The 18,345-nt window shown below is 65.8% G+C and carries 16 protein-coding genes; 4 read left to right on the plus strand and 12 right to left on the minus strand.

Going from position 1 to position 18,345, the window contains the following annotated elements; all coding sequences use genetic code 11:
• Window positions 1-6 precede the first annotated feature (6 nt).
• The 6 genes from GD627_RS11630 to GD627_RS11655 form a co-directional block, all read right to left on the minus strand.
• Complete coding sequence (locus tag GD627_RS11630) at window positions 7-267, minus strand: hypothetical protein (RefSeq protein ID WP_152272636.1); 261 nt, start codon at window positions 265-267, stop codon at window positions 7-9.
• Between the two features lie 217 nt (window positions 268-484).
• The gene (locus GD627_RS11635) at window positions 485-3,796 is read right to left on the minus strand and encodes a DEAD/DEAH box helicase (RefSeq protein ID WP_152272637.1); all 3,312 of its coding nucleotides are present in this window, start codon (window positions 3,794-3,796) and stop codon (window positions 485-487) included.
• A 187-nt stretch (window positions 3,797-3,983) separates the two neighbouring features.
• Window positions 3,984-4,892: a GntR family transcriptional regulator gene (locus GD627_RS11640; RefSeq protein ID WP_152272638.1), complete on the minus strand. Its 909-nt coding sequence runs from the start codon at window positions 4,890-4,892 to the stop codon at window positions 3,984-3,986.
• Window positions 4,893-4,932: 40 nt separating this feature from the next.
• Complete coding sequence (gene pdxA, locus GD627_RS11645; protein ID WP_152272639.1) at window positions 4,933-5,958, minus strand: 4-hydroxythreonine-4-phosphate dehydrogenase PdxA; 1,026 nt, start codon at window positions 5,956-5,958, stop codon at window positions 4,933-4,935.
• On the minus strand, window positions 5,955-7,253 hold the full coding sequence (locus GD627_RS11650; protein WP_152272640.1) for a four-carbon acid sugar kinase family protein: 1,299 nt from the start codon (window positions 7,251-7,253) through the stop codon (window positions 5,955-5,957). The genes pdxA and GD627_RS11650 overlap by 4 nt, the downstream gene beginning before the upstream one ends.
• Window positions 7,253-8,284 (minus strand): 2-keto-3-deoxygluconate permease, encoded by a 1,032-nt coding sequence (locus tag GD627_RS11655; protein WP_152272641.1) that lies wholly within the window; start codon window positions 8,282-8,284, stop codon window positions 7,253-7,255. The genes GD627_RS11650 and GD627_RS11655 overlap by 1 nt, the downstream gene beginning before the upstream one ends.
• Before the next feature lie 165 nt (window positions 8,285-8,449).
• On the opposite strand from GD627_RS11655, the gene GD627_RS11660 reads away from it, so the two are divergent.
• Window positions 8,450-9,025 carry a GNAT family N-acetyltransferase gene (locus GD627_RS11660; protein WP_152272642.1) on the plus strand — a complete coding sequence of 192 codons (576 nt, stop codon included), beginning with the start codon at window positions 8,450-8,452 and terminating at the stop codon, window positions 9,023-9,025.
• Between the two features lie 5 nt (window positions 9,026-9,030).
• Here the strand turns inward: GD627_RS11660 and GD627_RS11665 are convergent, their stop codons facing one another.
• Both GD627_RS11665 and ppk2 read right to left on the minus strand, forming a co-directional pair.
• Window positions 9,031-9,828, minus strand: coding sequence for an alpha/beta fold hydrolase (locus GD627_RS11665; protein ID WP_152272643.1), 798 nt, complete (start codon window positions 9,826-9,828; stop codon window positions 9,031-9,033).
• Between the two features lie 64 nt (window positions 9,829-9,892).
• Window positions 9,893-10,930, minus strand: coding sequence for a polyphosphate kinase 2 (gene ppk2, locus GD627_RS11670; protein WP_146362878.1), 1,038 nt, complete (start codon window positions 10,928-10,930; stop codon window positions 9,893-9,895).
• Between the two features lie 457 nt (window positions 10,931-11,387).
• On the opposite strand from ppk2, the gene GD627_RS11675 reads away from it, so the two are divergent.
• A complete protein-coding gene (locus GD627_RS11675) occupies window positions 11,388-12,455 on the plus strand; it encodes a GmrSD restriction endonuclease domain-containing protein (RefSeq protein ID WP_152272644.1) in 1,068 nt (355 codons plus the stop codon).
• On the opposite strand, the gene GD627_RS11680 is transcribed toward GD627_RS11675, so the two are convergent.
• Window positions 12,452-14,239 (minus strand): glycoside hydrolase family 15 protein, encoded by a 1,788-nt coding sequence (locus tag GD627_RS11680; RefSeq protein WP_152272645.1) that lies wholly within the window; start codon window positions 14,237-14,239, stop codon window positions 12,452-12,454. The two genes, GD627_RS11675 and GD627_RS11680, sit on opposite strands and share 4 nt — an antisense overlap.
• 40 nt (window positions 14,240-14,279) lie before the next feature.
• On the minus strand, window positions 14,280-15,170 hold the full coding sequence (gene gluQRS / locus GD627_RS11685) for a tRNA glutamyl-Q(34) synthetase GluQRS (RefSeq protein WP_152273070.1): 891 nt from the start codon (window positions 15,168-15,170) through the stop codon (window positions 14,280-14,282).
• Between the two features lie 158 nt (window positions 15,171-15,328).
• Between gluQRS and GD627_RS11690 the strand changes: the two genes are divergently transcribed.
• Window positions 15,329-15,616 (plus strand): hypothetical protein, encoded by a 288-nt coding sequence (locus GD627_RS11690; protein WP_152272646.1) that lies wholly within the window; start codon window positions 15,329-15,331, stop codon window positions 15,614-15,616.
• Window positions 15,617-15,695: 79 nt separating this feature from the next.
• On the plus strand, window positions 15,696-16,001 hold the full coding sequence (locus GD627_RS11695; RefSeq protein WP_152272647.1) for a hypothetical protein: 306 nt from the start codon (window positions 15,696-15,698) through the stop codon (window positions 15,999-16,001).
• 10 nt (window positions 16,002-16,011) lie between these two features.
• On the opposite strand, the gene GD627_RS11700 is transcribed toward GD627_RS11695, so the two are convergent.
• Together GD627_RS11700 and GD627_RS11705 are read right to left on the minus strand one after the other, a co-directional pair.
• A complete protein-coding gene (locus GD627_RS11700) occupies window positions 16,012-17,382 on the minus strand; it encodes an amino acid permease (protein ID WP_246165525.1) in 1,371 nt (456 codons plus the stop codon).
• 318 nt (window positions 17,383-17,700) lie between these two features.
• Window positions 17,701-18,240, minus strand: a complete 540-nt coding sequence (locus GD627_RS11705; protein ID WP_152272649.1) for a hypothetical protein — start codon at window positions 18,238-18,240, stop codon at window positions 17,701-17,703.
• Window positions 18,241-18,345 lie beyond the last annotated feature (105 nt).

Consider the following 18,345-nt stretch of genomic DNA (forward strand, 5'->3'; position numbering starts at 1 on the left):
TTTTGCTCAGTCGAAGCGGGCCTGGGTGCCGCACCGGGGGCAGGGCGCGGACCGGGCGAGGTCCAGGCACACCGCACACACGGGAAGGTCCCCGGTATCGTCCTGCAGCGGACGGTTGGGCATCTGTTTGCCGCAGTAGGGGACCGGGCGGCGTGCACGGCTGCGTGCCCGACGCTTGCAGGGGGTGCAGAAAACGTGCACCAGATCGTCTTCATCCTTGGGGCGGGTCCCGGCCGGCCGGACCAGCGTTGATTCCTGGACGCTCATTGTCTTTCCTTGGTACGCATGTTGCTCGACCCGCGGCCGTCCGACGGCGGAAGCGGGCCCTGTTTCCAAGGTAATCGGTTCCACGGGCCATGGAATCCGGCCGGTCCGGCGCCGGCGCGGGATTGAGCGGCTGTCCGCGGACACAGGGTGCCCGAATTCACGTCCGGAACCGCTGCAGGTACCGGTCCGTTACCGCAGCGGTTCCAGCGCAGGTCCGCTACTGCAGCAGTGACCGGATGTCGTCGGCGGTGAGCGCGGAGCTGAACACGGCGTCGTCGTCCATGACCGAACTGAACAGCTTGGCCTTTTGCTCCTTGAGCGCCATGACCTTTTCCTCGATGGTGTCCCGGGCCACCATTCGGTAGACCATCACGTTGTTCTTCTGCCCGATCCGGTGCGTCCGGTCCACCGCCTGCGCCTCCGCCGCCGGATTCCACCACGGATCTAGCAGGAAGACGTAGTCCGCCTCCGTCAGATTCAATCCGAATCCGCCCGCCTTGAGGCTGATCAGGAACACAGGGACCACGCCGTCCTTGAAGGAGGCAATCACTTCGGCACGGTTGCGCGTGGAGCCGTCGAGGTAGGCGTATTTGATGCCCGCCGCGTCGAGGCGTTCGGCAGCCTTCTTCAGGAAGGATGTGAACTGGCTGAAGATCAGGGCGCGGTGGCCTTCGGCGGTGATGTCTTCGAGCTGGTCAAAGAGCACGTCCAGCTTGGCCGAGGGCACGCCCTCGTATTCCTCCGCCTCGACGAGTGAGGCATCCAGGCTGAGCATCCGCAGCAGGGTGAGGGAGCGGAACACGATCATCCGGTTCCGGTCCATGTCCTGGATCAGGCCCATCAGCTTCTGGCGTTCGCGCTGCAGATGGGTCTCGTAGATCTTGCGGTGCTTGGGATGCAGTTCCACCTCGAGGACCTGTTCCTGCTTTTCCGGCAGGTCCTTGGCCACGGCTTCCTTGGTACGGCGCATCAGCAGCGGTCGAATGCGCCGCCGTAGACGGGACAGCAGGTCGGGGCTGTCGCCGCGTTCGATGGGCCGCTGGTACTCATCGGCAAACCTGCGGGCAGAGGGGAACAGTCCCGGGGCCACAATGGCGAACAACCCCCAGAGCTCCATCAGGTTGTTTTCCATCGGGGTGCCGGTGATGGCCAGCTTGAAGGGAGCGGGCAGGTCCCGGGCGCACTGGTGGACCCGGGTGACCCGGTTCTTGACGAACTGTGCCTCGTCCAGGATCAGGCCGTCCCACTCCAGCTTCCGGTAGGAGGCGAAGTCCAGGCGGAACACGGCATAGGAGGTGAGGACGACGTCGGCGCCTGCCACCACCTCTGCCAACGGCACCTTGGACTTGCCGGTGGTATCGGAAACCGAGACCACCTTCAGTCCCGGGGTGAAGCGGGCCGCTTCGGAGGCCCAGTTGGGGACCACCGAGGTGGGTGCCACCACCAGGAACGGATGCGCCGGTGCACTTGGGCGCTGCTCCCGGGCATGGGCAAGCAGGGCCAGGGTCTGCAGGGTCTTGCCGAGCCCCATGTCATCCGCGAGGATCCCGCCCAGGCCATGGTTCCAAAGGAACGCCAGCCAGTTGTACCCTTCATGCTGGTACGGCCGCAGGTTAGCCTGCAGCCCGGCCGGCAGCGGCACCGGGTCCACGGATTCCAGGTCCAGCAGCGCCGAAACGGATTCGCGCCACGCAGCGGCTTCCTCGGTTTCCTCCGCCAGCTCCTGAAGCTCGGACCACAGCCCGGCCTGGTACCGGCTGATGGACAGTTCCCCGGTATCCCATTCCTGCAGGCCCTGGGCCTCGTTGATCAGCGCGTGCAGGTGCTCAAACTCGGGACGGTCCAGGGAGAGGTAGGTGCGGTCCACCAGCAGCAGTTTGGTTTTGCCTTGGGCGATGGCCTTGAAGATGTCCGCGAACGGCACCAGCCGTCCCTCCACGGTCACCATCACGGCCAGATCGAACCAGTCGCGGCGTTCGGTCTCCACCGTGGTGATTTTCAGCTTCGGTGCCTCGAGCAGCTCGCGGTAATCGGGCCGTGTGCCGGAGATGTCCACCTGGACGCCGTCGAGCTTCTCGAGCTCCGGCAGGACATGTTCGGTGAACTCGGCAGCCTCGATGCCGCGCAGCGTCCGGTCGCGGGGTACGGCCTGCAGTGTTTTCCCCACGGCGGCCACGAGTTCCGCCTCCGCGGGGATGTCCCGGTAGGAGGTGTCGACGTCGTCCGCTGACCCGCCGGTCTTTGGTGCCCGGGTAAACGGCAGCCGGGTGGAGGAGCTTCCGTGCCGGTAGGCCCAGTTCCAGGTCAGGGTCAAGGAGTCCTCGGGGCCGAACGCGGCGGTGAGCACCAGGACCGGCGGCTCGATCTCCGGGAACTCCACCGAGTCATCGCTGCTGGTGACCGGCAGTACCTGCCGCAGCCGGGGGTAAAACTTCTCCAGAAACACCGGAGCGTCCGCCTTCGGCACCATCACCGGAGCGCCCTGCAGCAGCAGGCCCTTGTCCTGTTCCGTGAGGGTTTTTGCAGTGGGCGCGAGGGTAATGGTGTTCTGCGGCGACCGGAGGTAAATCCCGTGGTTGCCGATGATGCCGGCGTCCTCCAGCGGTACCTGCGCGCCGTCCACTTCGAGCGTCGGCAGCAGCTGCAGCGGCCCCGGAGTGTCCCCGCCTGCGGCCCGGACATCCAGGGACAGGGTGGCCAGCTTGCCCACCCGGACAGCAGTGTCTTTTTTGGTGCCGACAAACGGAATGCCCAGCCGGACGGCCTCTTCCAGCAGTTGCCAGAGCAGGGGATTCGCGAAGTCGTCCAGGTACAGCCAGGAATCGTTCTGCCCGAAGTAATTCACGCCGTTGGAACGGTGCAGGGAGGGGAACTGCGAGAACCAGCGGTGCTGGTCCGGGTCCAGCCGCAGCCCGTAGGTCTGGTAGCTGATATTGCTCCAGGCGAGGTTGTTCTTGACCCAGTTGCCCTTGGCGTTGCGTACGACGGGGCGGACACCGAGCCGGAACGGGGTGGCCCGGTGCAGGCTCCGCGGGGTGGGTGTGCCCCAGCGGGACGCCGCGGCTGCGGCCACGTTCCGCAGTTCGAACTGCAGTGCCAGGGGCGTGGTTTCGGCGGGCCTGGTGCTGTCTGCATGATCTGCATCAATGAGGGTCTGCAGTGATTGCTGCCAGGCCGGTACGGCCGGACGGGCGGCCGGAGCAAAGAGTTCCTGCCGGGAAATCAGATGCTCGGTGTTGCTCTGCAGGGCTGCTGCGGCCACGTGCTTGCAGTCAAAGCCCAGCGGGCAGCTGCAGTGGTTATCCAGCAACCGGTAGTCGCCCTGGCGTTTGGCGCCGAGCTGGAGCAGCGTCCGATAGGGAACAGCCGCGCTGCCACGGACCTGCGCGCGCAGTACCTCAGCTTCGGCATCCCACTCCAGGGCCTCCACGGCGCCGCCTTTGGCGTAGGTCTGACCCCGCTGGAAGGCCGAACCGCCGACCACGCGGATGACGTCGGTGACGTCTACGAGGGGAGGGGTTTCGAGCATGGTTTTATCGTCTCATGCAGTACTGACGGTTCCGTTTTCGGGCTCCGCGGGAGGATTTGGCGCGGCCCGGCAGATGCTGTTTAGGATAGTAGTTGCGCGGATCACAACGGCGTGATCTGCGTGTCAACGCTTTCCCTGCCTGCAGCTCCCCAGTCTGCCCGCTCTCCGGGCTGCGCCGTCCGTGGCTCTACGCCCTCGGGAGCCTCTCCAGGTTGCCGGCCAGGCGCAGCAGCTCAGCTCCAAGCATTCGGGCCTGCCCGGCAACCGCGCCGGCGTCGGCGCCATCCTCCGGAGGGCCTGCAACGTCAGCGGTCGCGGCCGGCACCGGGCCGGCACCGGCCGGCTGCTGCGCGGTTGGATCGGACTCCACATTGATGTCGAAAACGACATGGTCCGGATGGTGCCAAGTGGAAAACACCTCGACGGCTCGTCCGTCGGCGTCATAGCTGGTTCCCTCCAGCAGGAGGACAGGCGAGGACGGCTTCAGCCGTAGCAGCGACGTCAGATCCCGGTCGCCGGGCACTGCACGGATCTGGCGTTTGCCGGAAACTATCTCCACACCGAACACCGCGTGCATTACGGCGTGAAGTGAGGAATCCGTCAGGTCGGCAGCGGTGAGGGAAGCGAACTGGGGCAGCGGGAGCCACGTGTGGATGACCGCTATATGGACCCCGTCAGCCGTCCTGAGCCGCTCGATGGCCAGGACCTGCGGGGATTCCAGCACCGACGTCGCCGCATTCGACTCCTGCACGCTAAGCGACAGGACCTCCGTGCCTACGGCCGCTCCCGTACCGGCAACCTGCGTTGAGAGGCCCGAGGTCCGATGCACCAGCCGGTGGTGTTCGCGGCGGGGGGCCACCGTACTTCCCCGGCCGCGGCCGCGCAGGATGAGCCCGTCCGCTTCAAGCGCTCCAAGGGCCTGCCGGACAACTGAGCGGGAAACACCGAAACGCGCCTGCAGCTGTGCCTCGCTGGGCAGAGAAGTCCCCGGAGGCAGGGAATGATTCATGATTTGTGCGCGCAGGTGCTCACGGAGCTGCAGGTGGAGCGGCTCGTTGCCTCCCAGAGCGCGTCCCGGGTCGTCAGTCGTATGCATCACAACCCATTATGGCCGACCCGGGACGGGGATTCGGCGTCTACTTCTGCTGCGCCGTCCGCCAGACGTGCTCCCACCCGGGCGCCAGCGCGGCTGCACGTCGGAGGGAGAGGACAAGGCTCGTTTCCCGGGCAATTCCCTTTCCGGCGATATCGAAGGCGGTGCCGTGGTCTACGGACACGCGCACCACCGGCAGGCCCACGGTGATGTTGACGCCGTCGTCGCCGTACACGGCTTTGAACGGCGCGTGGCCCTGATCGTGGTAACAGGCAATCACCATGTTCCACTTACCGTTCACGGCGGCAGGAATGAGGGCATCGGCGGGCAGCGGTCCCGAAACGTTGATTCCTGCCGCGCGCGCAGCTGCTACGGCCGGTGCCAGGATGTCAGCATCCTCGTCGCCGAAGAGCCTGTTTTCACCGGCATGCGGATTCAGGCCGGCCAGGCCGATGGGCTCGTCCGGCCGCCCCAGGGCCTTCGTGAAGGCGCTCACCAGTTCAATGACGTTACCCGTCCGCTCCGGGGTGATGTCATCGATGGCCCGGCGCAGGGAGACGTGGGTGGTCAGATGGAAGAAGTACAGGTCGCCGGCGGACAGGACGAGGCTGAAGTTCTCCACCCCGAATTCATGGGCGAGCAATTCCGTATGGCCCGGCCATTTGTGTCCGCCCGCGTGCATGGCTGCCTTGTTCAAGGGGGCGGTCACGATGCCCTGGACCTTGCCTTCGCGGGCCAGCCGGCAGGCTTCGACCACAAAGCGGTAGGAGGCATCACCGGCGACGGGGCTGAGCTCTCCCAGCGGAACATCCGCCAGGGACGGACCCGTTTGCAGGAGTTCAATGGTGCCGGGCTTATTGGTGGCGTCCTCAACGGATTCCAGGACATGGACCACATCCGGGTCCCCGCCGACGTTGACTACTCCTGCGCGCATGGCCGCCTCGTCACCGATCACGATGGGTGTGCATTCAAGGCGCAGATCGTCGTGTCCGAGGAGGGCTTTTGCCGTAATCTCCGGACCGATTCCCGCTACGTCGCCGAGGGTTACGGCCAGGACGGGGTTGCTCATGAGTGTGTCTCCGATGGTAGTGCTGTGTAATTGGTCAGGTCGTTGACGGTGTCCAGCAGGGCGGTGATGTCTCCGAACCCGCCGGCCTTCGTGACGACGACTCGCCCGGAGGCGCCGCCGCCTTCGATGTAGCCGCGCGGAATTCCCTCCTGCACGGCTCCGGTGATCAGCAGGGACGTGGCACTGAGGGCATCCAGGACAGCGTGGGCGCCGTCGCCGCCCACGAGTACCAGGGAACCGACGTCGCCGGTCTCCACCGTCTGCTGTACTACCGCCGCCAGGCGTCGGGCGACGGCGGCACCGGAAAGGGGCAGCTGCACGTCTGCGGCGGGGGAGAGAATGAGGAGCACCCGGGGAGGCAGGACGTGTTCCGCCAGCCGGGCGGCGGTCCACTCTCCGAGCGCGATGCCGTTGTGCAGCAGCGACGGATCCGGTTGCAGGACCTGCAGATCGGCCGGGGCCAGGTGGGCGCACAGGTATGCGGCCTGGGCGCGTGCAATGTCGTGAACCGAGCTGACGACGACGACGGTTTGCGCTGCCGGGGCAGAGGACGCGGGTTCCGGCGCGGCCGGGGCGTGGCGCACCTCTGCCCAGGACCGTGCCATGGCTATGGCCAGTCCTGCGGAACCGGCCGGAATGGCAAGGGGCCCCGCGGCAACAAGCGCATCGGCGAGAACCTGCAACTCGGCCTCGGTTGCGGCGTCCACGGCCACCATCCCGTCCTCAGCGGCCGCCCTCTGCAGGATCCGGGCGTTTTCCTCGGGTGAGGCTCCGGTCAGGGGAAGTGTGCGGATGCCGGGCAGCAGGGAGGCCAGATCGCTCGTCCTCACCGGTGTTACCGGATCCCGGCCGGCCGGAGAATCCTCCACCGGCAGGCCGTGCACCCGCAGAAGGCCGTTCTTGACCGTGCGTCCCATGGCGGGATAGGCAGGGCAGAGGACCGCGAAACAGCCGGGATGAAGCTTTTCCCACGCGGACAGTGCGCCGGCCAGCTGGCCGGCCACGCTGCCGCGCATGGTGGAATCGATTTTCAGGTACAGGTGGTCGGCGCCGGAACGGACGAGGTTTTCCACGGACAGCTCCGTCGCGTTCCGTGCCGACACCGTGTCCATCGGACGCGCGTCCGAGGTCAGGGCCACGGCACTTCCCGGTTCAAACCGACGGGAGCCAGAACTGTCCAGGAGCAGACGCGAGGGCCAGCCGGAACGGGAGAACTGCACCACTGAGTCCGTGGCTCCCGTCACGTCGTCGGCCACAATACCGACAATTGGGTTCAGACCCGGGGACAGAGACATCAATTCACCTGTTCGAGCCCGGGACGGTCCTGGGCATCCCCGGGTGCCGCTCCGGAGGTATCCAGCCCGCCCTGCCGCTTCAATACCCAGGTCGCCAGGAGCGGAGCGAAGATGGCGGTGACGAGGACGGCGGAGGCAACCTGGGCGGTTGCCACATCTACGTAGGGGGCGAAAGTGGGATCTGCGGCCGCCACAATGGCCGGTGTCGCAATTGAATTGCCGGCAGTGGTGGCGGAGGCAATTCCAACACCCGATTTGGCGCCGCGGCGCAGGACGAAACGGTAGCCGGAATAGACCAGGGCGCCCGTGATCAGAGTCGCCGCAATGCCGACGAAAATGCCGCCGATTCCGCCGGAGAGAACAGCGCCAAGGTCAATGCTGGTACCGAGCGCGAAGGCAAAGAACGGAATCACGATGTTCGGGACGGGCCGCATGACCTCCGTCCATTTGGCATCGAGGTTGCCGACAATGAAGCCGAGAACGAGTGGGATGATCGCCGCTACCAAGGTCAGCAGGGGAATGTTTCCCAGCCCGGACAGGCCCAGGAAAAGCAGGGTGAAGAAGGGGCCGTCATTAATTGCGGAGGCCATGTAGGCGCCGCGGTCCCGGTAGTCGCCGTAGCGTCCGGTGAAGGCAAGCCACAATCCGCCGTTGCTGTTATCGAAGGAGGCCAGCAGGGCAAGGATTGAAATCCCGAGAATGCCGTCGACACCCACGAGCAGACCCAGTGCGGCCACCAGCGCCGCGGGAATGATGGTCTTGAACAGCAAGACTACGCCCGTGGTGGCGAGGACCGGTCCGGAGGCTTTGGCAGTGATCTGCATGCCGGTGGCGAAAATCAGGATGGCGATGAGGGGGAGGGCGGAGTCCGCGAAGAGGGCGGTGGTGAAACTGCCCATCTCCAGGAATCCGGGAAAGAACGTGCCGACAACGGAGCCTAGAATCAGCGGGATCAGCATGAGGCCGCCGGGGATCCGGTTCATGCCGTCGAAGAGGGGGACGCGGGACTGGGGAAGTGATTCGGCTGCCATTGGCGAATCTTCTCTCTGTGAATGTCGATCCATACTCTTGGTACGGACAAGATGTACCAAGAGTAGGAGTGTTGCGCGAATCACACAAGCGGGATTGACCCGTCGCTTTTGTTTTGGTCCGGGCCTTCCGCGTCGGCCCGGGGGAGGAGGCGCTATTATCGCCGCATGGATAATTCCGGCGGCGGTCTCCAGGAATGGTCAGCGTTCATGTTTTCCGGTGAGCATGTCCGCTTCCGCGAGCTCCGTGACCCCGACCTTGCGCACTTGTCCGAATGGTGGAATGACCCTTCCCAGGCCATTCTGCAGCAGGAGCGGGTGACGGCCCGCCCTCTGGAAACTACTGCCGCGATGTTCCGGACGTGGAGCAAAAACGAGTCGCCGTCAGGCTTCGGCTACAGCATTGTCAATCCCGCCGAGAAGCTCGTTGGACATATCAGTGTCTGGGGAATGTCCGTTCCCGAACGGATTGCCACCATGGCCATCATTATCGGCCCCGAATTCCAGGACCAGGGCCTGGGGCGGGAATCCCTGCAGCTGGGACTGCGGATTGTCTTCGAGGAAATGGGTGCGCATAAGGCTGAACTGCAGACGTGGTCCTATAACCAGCGGGCAATTCATCTGTACCGGTCCCTGGGTTTCAGGGAAGAAGGGCGCCGCCGTGCAGCAGCCTTCCACCGCGGAGAGTTCCACGACCAGGTTCTTCTGGGAATGCTGGAAGAGGAGTACCGGGAAGCGGGTTAGGCCGGTTAAGGAGATCCCGGGCAGTCTTCAATGCGTTCGAGCCAGTCCCGGATGAGCGCCGAGACCAGCTCCGGCCGCTCCAGATGGAGGTTGTGTCCGGCGGCATCCAGCACACTGAACGTTCCACGCGGGTAATGCTCCCGATGTGCCCAGCCGTCCTCGTATCCGGTGACGTGGTCCTGACGGCCGAAAATGTGCAGGGATGGTGCAGCAAAGGGCTCCGGATGCGCGGACTCCGGCTCGTCGTCGAGCGCGTAGGCCGCCGCAATCTCATCCATGAGTGCCTGATTTGCCCCTCGGAGACCGGGGACAACATAGGCGGAGAACGCGGCGTAGGTGCCGGCTGTCTGCAGGACTGCCACGTCCCGGAAGTCTGCCGTGTCCCGGGCGGATGCCATGCCCTCGGCCAGTCCCGGGTCCTGCTGGATAACGCGCCGGTCCGGCAGTATCCGGTCTTCATGTGCTGCCGTAAACACCGGTGCCAGGGTGGCCAGCCCGAGCACCTGGTTCTTCAGGGTGTGGGCAACGTGCCGGGCAATCATGCCGCCAAAGGAGTTCCCCAGCAGAGCGAACGGCTCGTCGCCGAGCCGGTTCCGGATCTCCTCCACGACGCCGTCTGCGACGTCCTGAGCACTGGCGGCCGAGCTGGGAGATCCGTTCCCGGTCCACGGCAGGTCCAGATAGATGCGGCGCCAGGCGAGGGTTTTGAATGTGCTTTCCAAGGGCAGCATGATCCGGTGGTCCACCCCGAATCCGTGCACGAGCACTAGCGGGCGGCCGGTTCCTATGTCACGGGCTATCACCGCAGCAGCCTACGCGTGCTCCGGCTATGCGGGCGGACGCCTTACCGCGCGGCGGGTTGTCCGGCTATCCCGGGTCCTTAACCGCAGCGTTTCCCTGCGGCTTCACCACAGGGAAGCTGCCGTGCGGTTCTTCGCCCTCTTCGAAATGGTTGTAGGCCCGTCCGACAATCAGCGGGTCCGGCGGACGGGCAACGGACACGTCCTTGTTCGGGTAATCCACGGTGTTCAGCACATGCCGCATCGCCTCGAGCCGAGCGCGTTTTTTGTCGTTGGATTTCACCGTGGTCCAGGGAGCGTCTCCGGTGTCCGTGTAAAAGAACATGGCTTCCTTTGCCTCGGTGTAGGCGTCCCATTTGTCCAGGCTGGCCAGATCGGTGGGGGAGAGCTTCCACTGTTTCACGGGGTCGGTTTCACGGGCAGCAAACCGCGCCGCCTGCTCCGCCCGCCCCACTGAAAACCACAGCTTGTGCAGCAGGGTGCCGGAATTGACGAGCATGCGTTCGAGCTCCGGAACCTCCCGCATGAATTCCAGGTACTGGGCCGGAGTGCAGTAGCCCATCACGCGTTCGACGCCGGCCCGGTTGTACCAGGACCGGTCCATCATGACGATCTCTCCGCCGCTGGGCAGGGTCCGGATATACCGTTGGAAGTACCACTGGGTCTGTTCCTCGGACGTGGGTTTTTCCAATGCCACCACGCGTGCGCCGCGGGGATTCAGATGCTCGTCGAACCGCTTGATGGCGCCGCCTTTTCCTGCGGCGTCGCGGCCCTCGAAAATGATGAGCATTTTCTGGCCGGATTCCTTGACCCACAGCTGCATCTTCAGCAGCTCAATCTGGAGAAGGCGTTTCTGCCTGTCATAGGTCCGCCGGTTGAGCTTGGTGTCGTAGGGGTAATTTTGGCGCCAGGCGTCGTCGTCGACCTTGATTTTGAGCTTTTTGCCCTTCTTTCTGAGGTCCTGCAGCTCGTCGAGTTCCTGGCTGTAATCCTCCGCGACGGTCACGCGCCGCCCGTTCGGGCTTGGCTGGTCCTTGTTCAGCTCATCGGTGGCCGGCGGCTGCTTGGCCACGACGTCCTTGGTGCTGTTCTTAGTGGTTGCCATGAAATCTCCTGCGGGAGGCGTGAACGGATGTCCGTTGGCTTATGAACCTACTGTGAAGCGGCGGGGGAGGGAAGAGGCTTCCCCTTGCAGCAACCAGGCCGGCGAGGCCCGGACGGCACGGGCCCGGTCCTGCGCGGTGCTTCCCGGGACAGGTGCTTCCCTGGACAGGAGATTTTCAGGACAGGAGGTTCCCGGGACAGGAGGTCCGGGCGCCGACGCGGCGGGCGGTGCGCGAAAGCGGTTTCCCCTAAAAGGCTACAAAGGCAATCCCGAGCCTGGAGACCCGTCTATTGATGTGTGTCACAAAATACTGCGGTGAACAATTCCAGAATTTGCCTCATCGAAAGAGAGCGCCGCACTGGATTGATCCGGGGCGAATTCAGTTGTTCTGCTTCAAGCCAGGGGGAACCGGGCGCGCGTAAAGGCATGCCCTGTGAATCCTCCATAATGGATAGTGATGACTTCACTACGCATTAAAGCTCTGTCCTTCGTTGCGCTTCTTTCCCTCGGTGCCGTGGGCTGCACCCCGGTTACCGGCAGCAGTTCCGCTCCTCTTCCGTCCGCTGACGTCTCGGAGTCGGCCTCAGCCCGGCCCTCGGATGAAGCATCCGCTGCACCGGCGCCCGCTGAGCAGGAACCGGCCGGGCAGGAACCAGCCGAGCAGGCGCCGGCCGCAGCCGGGACTGCCCTGGATCAACTGGCCGGCATCCCGATCAAGGGGCGCGCACCGAAGACCGGTTATGACCGCGAGCAGTTCGGCCCGGCCTGGGCCGATACGGACCACAACGGCTGCGACACGCGCAACGACATCCTCGCCCGGGACCTCGTGGATGTCGTTTACAAGGACGGCACCAAGGAATGCGTGGTGGCCTCGGGCACGTTCCTGGACCCCTATACGGGAACCACCATTGCGTTTGTCCGCGGCAACGCCACAAGCACAGCCGTCCAGATTGACCACGTGGTGGCCCTGTCCGATGCCTGGCAGAAGGGGGCCCAGCAGCTGACCGCCGAGGAGCGCCGGCAGCTGGCCAATGATCCGCTCAACCTCCTGGCCGCCGACGGGCCCGCAAACGGTTCCAAGTCCGACGGCGACGCCGCCACCTGGCTGCCGGCAAACAAGGCGTTCCGCTGCGAGTATGTTGCCCGGCAGACCGCGGTCAAGGCCGAATACCGGCTGTGGATGACGCAGGCCGAACACGATGCCATCGCCGCCGTCCTGGCCGGCTGCCCGGAGGAACCGGTTCCCGCCCGCGAGGGCACACGCGCGGCCTCCGCCGATACCGCGCAGCCTGCCCCGGCCGCCGAGCAGGCACCTGCCGTGCAACCTGCACCGGCAGCACCCGCCGCGCCCGCTCCTGCAGTACCCGCCGCCCCCGCACCGGCCCCCGCAGCCCCGGGCGGATCGGTTACCTATGCCAACTGCACGGCCGTCAAGGCGGCGGGCGCAGCACCGATCCGCCCCGGAAACCCCGGTTGGGATCCGAAATTCGACCGTGACGGTGACGGAGTGGGCTGCACGTCCTAAGCGGAGCGGTCCTCCGCAAGGGTCAGGGCTGCCGTGATCAACGCCAGATGGGACAGACCCTGCGGGAAATTGCCCAGGAATGAAGAGTCTTCTTCGGCAATCATCTCGGTGTACAGGCCGACGTCGTTGGCCAGCGGCACCAGTTCATCCATCAGCGCGGCGGCCTCGTCCCGGCGGCCCACGCAGTCCAGTGCTGCGGCCATCCAGAACGCGCAGGCCACGAAGGTCCCTTCCTCCTTCTCGGCGCCGCTGAACCGGTAGAGCAGGGGCCCGCGGCCCAGTTCGCTGCGCAGGGCATCGAGGGTGGAGGACATCCGTTCGCCGCGGTCAAAGCCGCTGATGGCGTGGAGCAGGATGGAGGCATCCAGCTGCTCGGTGCCGGGATACCAGACGTAGCTCCCGCGTTCCTCGGACCAGCAATGAGTGTCCACCCAGTCGCGGATGCGCGCCTGTTCCGCGCGCCAGCGTTCCGGGTTTCCGGGGATCTGCCCGAGATCGGCCAGGTGAGAGGCGCAGCTCAGTGCGTGCCAGCAGCCCAGCTTGGAGGTGGTGTAGTGCCGTTCCTCATTCAGTTCCCACATGCCGGAGTCCTTGCGCTGCCACACGTCGCAGGCCAGGTCCGCCAGATCGGCCAGATACCGGCCGGTGCCGGTGTCCAGGACATGCCCGGCGTCCACGTACATCTGGACAATGTTGAACAGGTCGCCAAAGACGCCCATCTGCAGCTGGGCTGCGGCGTCGTTGCCGTTGACCACAGGGCCGATGCCGCGCCAGCCGGGCATATCCAGTATTTCCGCCCCTTCGGCACGGCTGCCGTTGAGCCGGGTGAAAACCTTGAGGTCCGTGCCCTGTTCCCGGACACTCTTCAGCATTCCGGAAACGGCGGCGTGCACTTCCTCGCGCAGTCCGAAGCGGATCATGGCATGCAGGGTGTACGCGGTATCCCGGACCCAGGCGTAGCGGTAGTCCCAGTTCTTTCCGCCGTTCACGTTCTCCGGCAGGGAAGTCGTGGCGGCGGCGGCAATGGCCCCGGTGGGGCTGTGCAGCAGCAGCTTCAGGGCCAGGGCACTGCGTTCGACGGCGTGCGCCCAGCGTCCCTCGTACTGGAACTCCCGGGACCAGTCCTGCCAGTTGGCAATGGTCCGGTCCACGCCGTCGTTGATGGTGTCCAGATCCGGCAACGGCAGCGGTTCCTCGTGGGTGGACACCAGGGCCAACAGATGGTGCGAGCCGGTGCCGGTGGTGAAGCGGCCGCTGACCGCACGGTCAGAGACCCGTTCCTCGCCGATGTGCCGGCCGCGGACGGCCATGGTGGTGCCCTGGACCTGCAGCACGGGTCCGTGCACTGACTGCTGCACCCACGGGGACGCGGTGTTGAAGCTGCTGCCCGGGGTGACGGCCCAGCGCATGTCCACCTCGCCGTCGAGCCCCTCGATCCGCCGGGCCAGCTCACCCCAGGGCAGCCGGCCGGCCACTCCGGTGTTCAGCGAGTCGGTGATCCGCACGCTGCCGCCCGCCGTGGTGAACGTGGTGGCCAGGACATTGGTGCCTTCAACGTAGGACCGCTCCACGGTGAAGTCCGCGACGGGACGCAGTTCAATCTGGCCGCCGTTTTCCGCGTCCAGCAGACGGGCGAATGCCGGCGTGGAATCCAGGTCCGGCGTGGGATACCAATCGATGGAGCCGTCCAGGGCCACCAGCGCCACGGTGCGTCCGTCGCCGATGGCCCCATAGGAGCGCAGGTCCACATAGCCGTCGGTCCGGTCAGGTTGGGGCAGGCTCATGTGCAGCTCCTTCTGGTGGGCGTCTGTCTGCGGGCGTGGGTCAGGTACTTTTCCGGGCGTCAAAGATCCAGGGCTCCCGCGGAATCCGTGCCGGGTCAAAGACCGCCAGCGCGTCGTCCAGGGTCCCCGGCAGGCCCAGCGACGCGAGGATCAGGGTCCGGACGGCCGCGGCGTCCAGGCCGACGGCGGCCAGATCGGGAAGCGTGACGGCCCCGTCGCGCTTGGCCAGCCGCTGCCCGGCGGTATTCAGGGCCAGCGGGACGTGGGCGTAGCGCACCGGGGGCAGGCCGAGCAGGGAGCCGAGGTACGCCTGCCGGGGTGCCGAGCTGAGCAGGTCATCCCCGCGCACCACCTGGTCAATGCCCTGCAGTCCGTCATCCAGGACCACGGCGAGGTTGTAGGAGGGGACGCCGTCATTGCGCAGCAGCACCAGATCATCAACGGCCGAGGTGTAGCTGCCGTGCAGCTCGTCGGTCACGGTGAACTCATCCACCTGTGCGCGGAGACGCAGGGCGGCCGGACGTTCGCGCCGTCGTCGGGCACGTTGTTCCTCGGTCTGATGGCGGCAGGTGCCAGGATAGGCGCCCGGCGGTGCGTGCGGAGCGGACGCTGCTTCGGCCACTTCCCGCCGGGTGCAGAAGCACTCATACACCAGCCCCGCGTTCCGCAGCCGGGCGATTGCCTCCAGATACAGGTCACCGCGTTCGGACTGCCGGACGATGCCGCCGTCCCAGTCCAGGCCAATGGCGGCAAGGTCGCGAAGCTGCGCGGATTCGGCACCGGAGCGGACGCGGTCCAGATCCTCCATGCGCAGCAGGAACCGGCGGCCCGTGCTGCGGGCAAAAAGCCAGGCCAACAGGCCGGTACGCAGGTTGCCCACATGCAGTTCACCGGTGGGACTGGGGGCAAAACGGCCGGCGGCGGAGGACATAGGCACCTCTTCAGTCTATTCGGGCAGCGGCGCCCCGGGTGCTGATGCCCCGGGCGGCAGCGCGCCCACCCGGGGAACCGGCACCCGTCCGGTCTGCGGACCGAGGGTGTCCGCATAGCCGTGGCGTGCCCGCCGGGGTGCTGCCTACCGTGGCGCTTATGGGACTCATGGAGCTCGAACTCGCCCGGGTGGAACACCGGCTGCGGTCGGCCGAAACGGAACGGCGGAACAATATGGCGCGGGCCATGCGGGAACGATCGGGGCGGGACGGTCTGTCCGGACGGAACGGGCCGGAGTGGACCCGGTCCGAGCCCGCGAAAGCCGACTGGCCGGTGGCCACGCTGCGGCTCGGCCGGTTCCAGCTGGCCCTGTTCCGTACCGTCCGGCTGCCCGACGCACCCCCGGGCGAACATTCACACGGAACGTCCAGACTTCTTCCGGGATAGCGGGAGTACCATTTTCGGCACAGAGGCTCCCGCCGCTTTCCGTGCTGGGCGGAACGGCGGCCCCGGTTGGGAAGATTCCATGACTAGTGGTTACGCGGGACGCAGCTCATCAGGCGGAAAGCGCACAACGACGTCGGGCGGCTCCCGGTGGACCATCGTGGTGGTGGGCGTGGTGATGCTGCTGCTCATCATTGCCCAGGGAGTGGCCACCGGATTCACCGGACTGCTGGGATCCGCCGGGCTGATCGCCCTGTGCACCGGGCTCTACACCTTTCTGACCAACCGGCCGTCCTGGCTGGACCTGCCGAACCGGGTGATCGGCGGGATATTGGCCGTGGCCGGGCTGCTGGCCTCGGTGATCGCCACCGCCATTCACTGGGGCTAGGACCGGGGGATCAGACCCGGCTTTCTTCGCTGCCGCGGGCTCCGGCGCCCGTTTCATCCACCAGCTCCGCGCGCACCCGCCCGTCGCCGCGGACCCACAGCCGGTAGGCGGCGAACAGCAGCACAATCCACACGGCGCCCACAATCAGGGCCACCCGGGTGCCCGGCATGATGCCCAGCAGCACCACGATGAAGACCATAAAGGCCAGCGCCGCGTAGGACGCAGCCGGCCAGAACGGCACGCCGAATTCCGACGCCGGCAGGTTCCGGCGCTTGATGTCGCGCTTCATGGCGATGTGCGAGAGCAGGATCATCAGCCATACCCACACGGTGGCAAACGTGGCGATGGAGGCGATGATCGTGAACAGGGATTCCGGCAGCAGGGCGTTGAGGACGACGCCGACGAGCAGCACGGCGGCCATGGTCGCCACGGTCATCCACGGCACGCCGCGCCGGGAAACTTTCGCGAACGACGCCGGGGCCTGGCCCTCCTGGGCAAGTCCGTACAACACGCGGCCGGCACCGAAGATGTCCGAGTTGATGGCGGAGAGCGCAGCCGTGATGACGACGGCGTTGAGGATGTGCGCTGCCGCCGGGATGCCCAGGGCATCGAAAATCTGCACGAACGGGCTGGTCTCCCCGTTGATGTCCTGCCACGGGAAGATCATCATGAGGATGCCCAGGGCGCAGACGTAGAAGAGCAGGATACGCACCGGTACGGTGTTCACCGCAGCGGGGATGGCCTTCTTGGGATTGTCCGCTTCACCGGCCGTGATGCCGATGGTTTCAATGCCGCCGAAGGCGAACATCACAATCGAGAAGGACGCCAGCAGGCCCCAGAAGCCGTTGGCGAAGAACCCTCCGGACCCCAGCATCGTGTCCAGCCCGGGGTTCGCGGCGTCGGGCAGTCCGAACCCGAACACCACAATCACCGCCCCGCCGATGATCATCGCGATGATCGCCGCCACCTTGATCAGTGAGAGCCAGAATTCGGTTTCCCCGAAGACCTTCACCCGCATCAGGTTCAGTGCCGCAATGAGGAAAATGACGGCGAGAATCCAGATCCAGCGCGGGACGTCCTCGAACCAGAAACCCATGTAGATGCCGAAGGCCGTGACATCGGCAATCGCGACAATGGCCATTTCGAAGGCAAACGTCCAGCCGGTGATGAATCCGGCGAACGGACCGAGGTAGCGGCTGGCGTAGTGGCCGAAGGAACCGGTCACCGGATGGCGGACGGCCATTTCGCCGAGGGCCCGCATGACCAGGAACACAGCCGCGCCGCCGATCATGTAGGCCAGCAGGACGGACGGTCCGGCGGACTGGATGGCGGACGCGGATCCGTAGAACAGGCCGGTGCCGATGGCCGAGCCGAGCGCCATGAAGCGGATATGCCGGACATTCAGCCCGCGGGCCAGCGCCTGGGTAAAGGAGGACTTCAAGAGAACACACCTTGGAATGTGGGGAGGTCGGCCGAATAAGGGGCCAATCCATATTACGCCTGCGGCGCGTCGCTGCTTTCCGCCGGGCATGGGGCGGCGGGACTGTTGTCTGCCGGGGCGGTCTCACGGGGCGGTCTCACGGGCTGTGGGGACACGCCCTTGGGAACACGGACGACGGCGGGGCCTCCGTTGGGAAGCCCCGCCGTCGTCGTTGATCACCGGCTACGGAACGATCACCGGCTACGGAACGATCACCGGCTACGGAACGTACGGCAGCGTGTAGTTCTCCACGTAGGTGCCGGTGGGTGCAGTGCCGGCGAAGCGGGCCTGCGGACCAAATTGCCCGTCCAGCTGGCAGGTCTGCTGGGCTCCGGAAAACGTCACGATGGTGAAGCCGTATTCGGCGACACGCGACTGCCCGGCCGGCATCGGCCCGGTCACTTTCACGGCGTCTGATTCCGTCCAGGTTTCCCGGGCCGATGCGTCGGCGCTGACCTGTGCCTGCAGGGGCGCGAGGATTTCGTCAAAGGGGACGGGTCCCGAGACCGAGGCAGTGGCCGTGCCATCGGTTTTCGCGGTAACTGACGTCGGCGCCTCCGATCCGGACACGTTAGACAGCGTGATCGAAGAGACGGCTTCCTTGCTGGTGGTGACGTAGTGATGGTTGAAGCTTGTTTTCACGTCACCGGGTTCACATTCGGTGCCGGCTGCCGCCGCAGGCGTCGCCAGGACCGCGGAGCCGGAGATGAGTCCGGCGGTTGACAGTAGGACGGCCATTCTTTTGCTCGTGCTCAACATGTCGCTCCTTCGTGCAACGGGATCGTCCCGTTGCCTTTGGGGAGCCCCCACGCTACTCCTCAGTAGGAGAGTGTCAACCCCGAGGAAGGCATGTTCGGGTCAATG

It is taken from the genome of Arthrobacter yangruifuii, assembly GCF_009192775.1.
GTDB classification, from domain to species: Bacteria; Actinomycetota; Actinomycetes; order Actinomycetales; family Micrococcaceae; genus Arthrobacter_B; species Arthrobacter_B yangruifuii.

Bases quoted from the DNA above. Each gene is read 5' to 3' on its own strand.
- GD627_RS11660 (WP_152272642.1), top strand. From the start codon at position 8,450: ATGGATAATTCCGGCGGCGGTCTCCAGGAATGGTCAGCGTTCATGTTT.
- GD627_RS11690 (WP_152272646.1), top strand. From the start codon at position 15,329: ATGGGACTCATGGAGCTCGAACTCGCCCGGGTGGAACACCGGCTGCGG.
- gluQRS (WP_152273070.1), bottom strand. From the start codon at position 15,170: ATGTCCTCCGCCGCCGGCCGTTTTGCCCCCAGTCCCACCGGTGAACTG.
- GD627_RS11705 (WP_152272649.1), bottom strand. From the start codon at position 18,240: ATGTTGAGCACGAGCAAAAGAATGGCCGTCCTACTGTCAACCGCCGGA.
- GD627_RS11635 (WP_152272637.1), bottom strand. From the start codon at position 3,796: ATGCTCGAAACCCCTCCCCTCGTAGACGTCACCGACGTCATCCGCGTG.
- pdxA (WP_152272639.1), bottom strand. From the start codon at position 5,958: ATGAGCAACCCCGTCCTGGCCGTAACCCTCGGCGACGTAGCGGGAATC.
- GD627_RS11680 (WP_152272645.1), bottom strand. From the start codon at position 14,239: ATGAGCCTGCCCCAACCTGACCGGACCGACGGCTATGTGGACCTGCGC.
- ppk2 (WP_146362878.1), bottom strand. From the start codon at position 10,930: ATGGCAACCACTAAGAACAGCACCAAGGACGTCGTGGCCAAGCAGCCG.
- GD627_RS11640 (WP_152272638.1), bottom strand. From the start codon at position 4,892: ATGCATACGACTGACGACCCGGGACGCGCTCTGGGAGGCAACGAGCCG.
- GD627_RS11695 (WP_152272647.1), top strand. From the start codon at position 15,696: ATGACTAGTGGTTACGCGGGACGCAGCTCATCAGGCGGAAAGCGCACA.
- GD627_RS11650 (WP_152272640.1), bottom strand. From the start codon at position 7,253: ATGTCTCTGTCCCCGGGTCTGAACCCAATTGTCGGTATTGTGGCCGAC.
- GD627_RS11700 (WP_246165525.1), bottom strand. From the start codon at position 17,382: ATGGCGCTCGGCTCGGCCATCGGCACCGGCCTGTTCTACGGATCCGCG.
- GD627_RS11675 (WP_152272644.1), top strand. From the start codon at position 11,388: ATGACTTCACTACGCATTAAAGCTCTGTCCTTCGTTGCGCTTCTTTCC.
- GD627_RS11630 (WP_152272636.1), bottom strand. From the start codon at position 267: ATGAGCGTCCAGGAATCAACGCTGGTCCGGCCGGCCGGGACCCGCCCC.
- GD627_RS11655 (WP_152272641.1), bottom strand. From the start codon at position 8,284: ATGGCAGCCGAATCACTTCCCCAGTCCCGCGTCCCCCTCTTCGACGGC.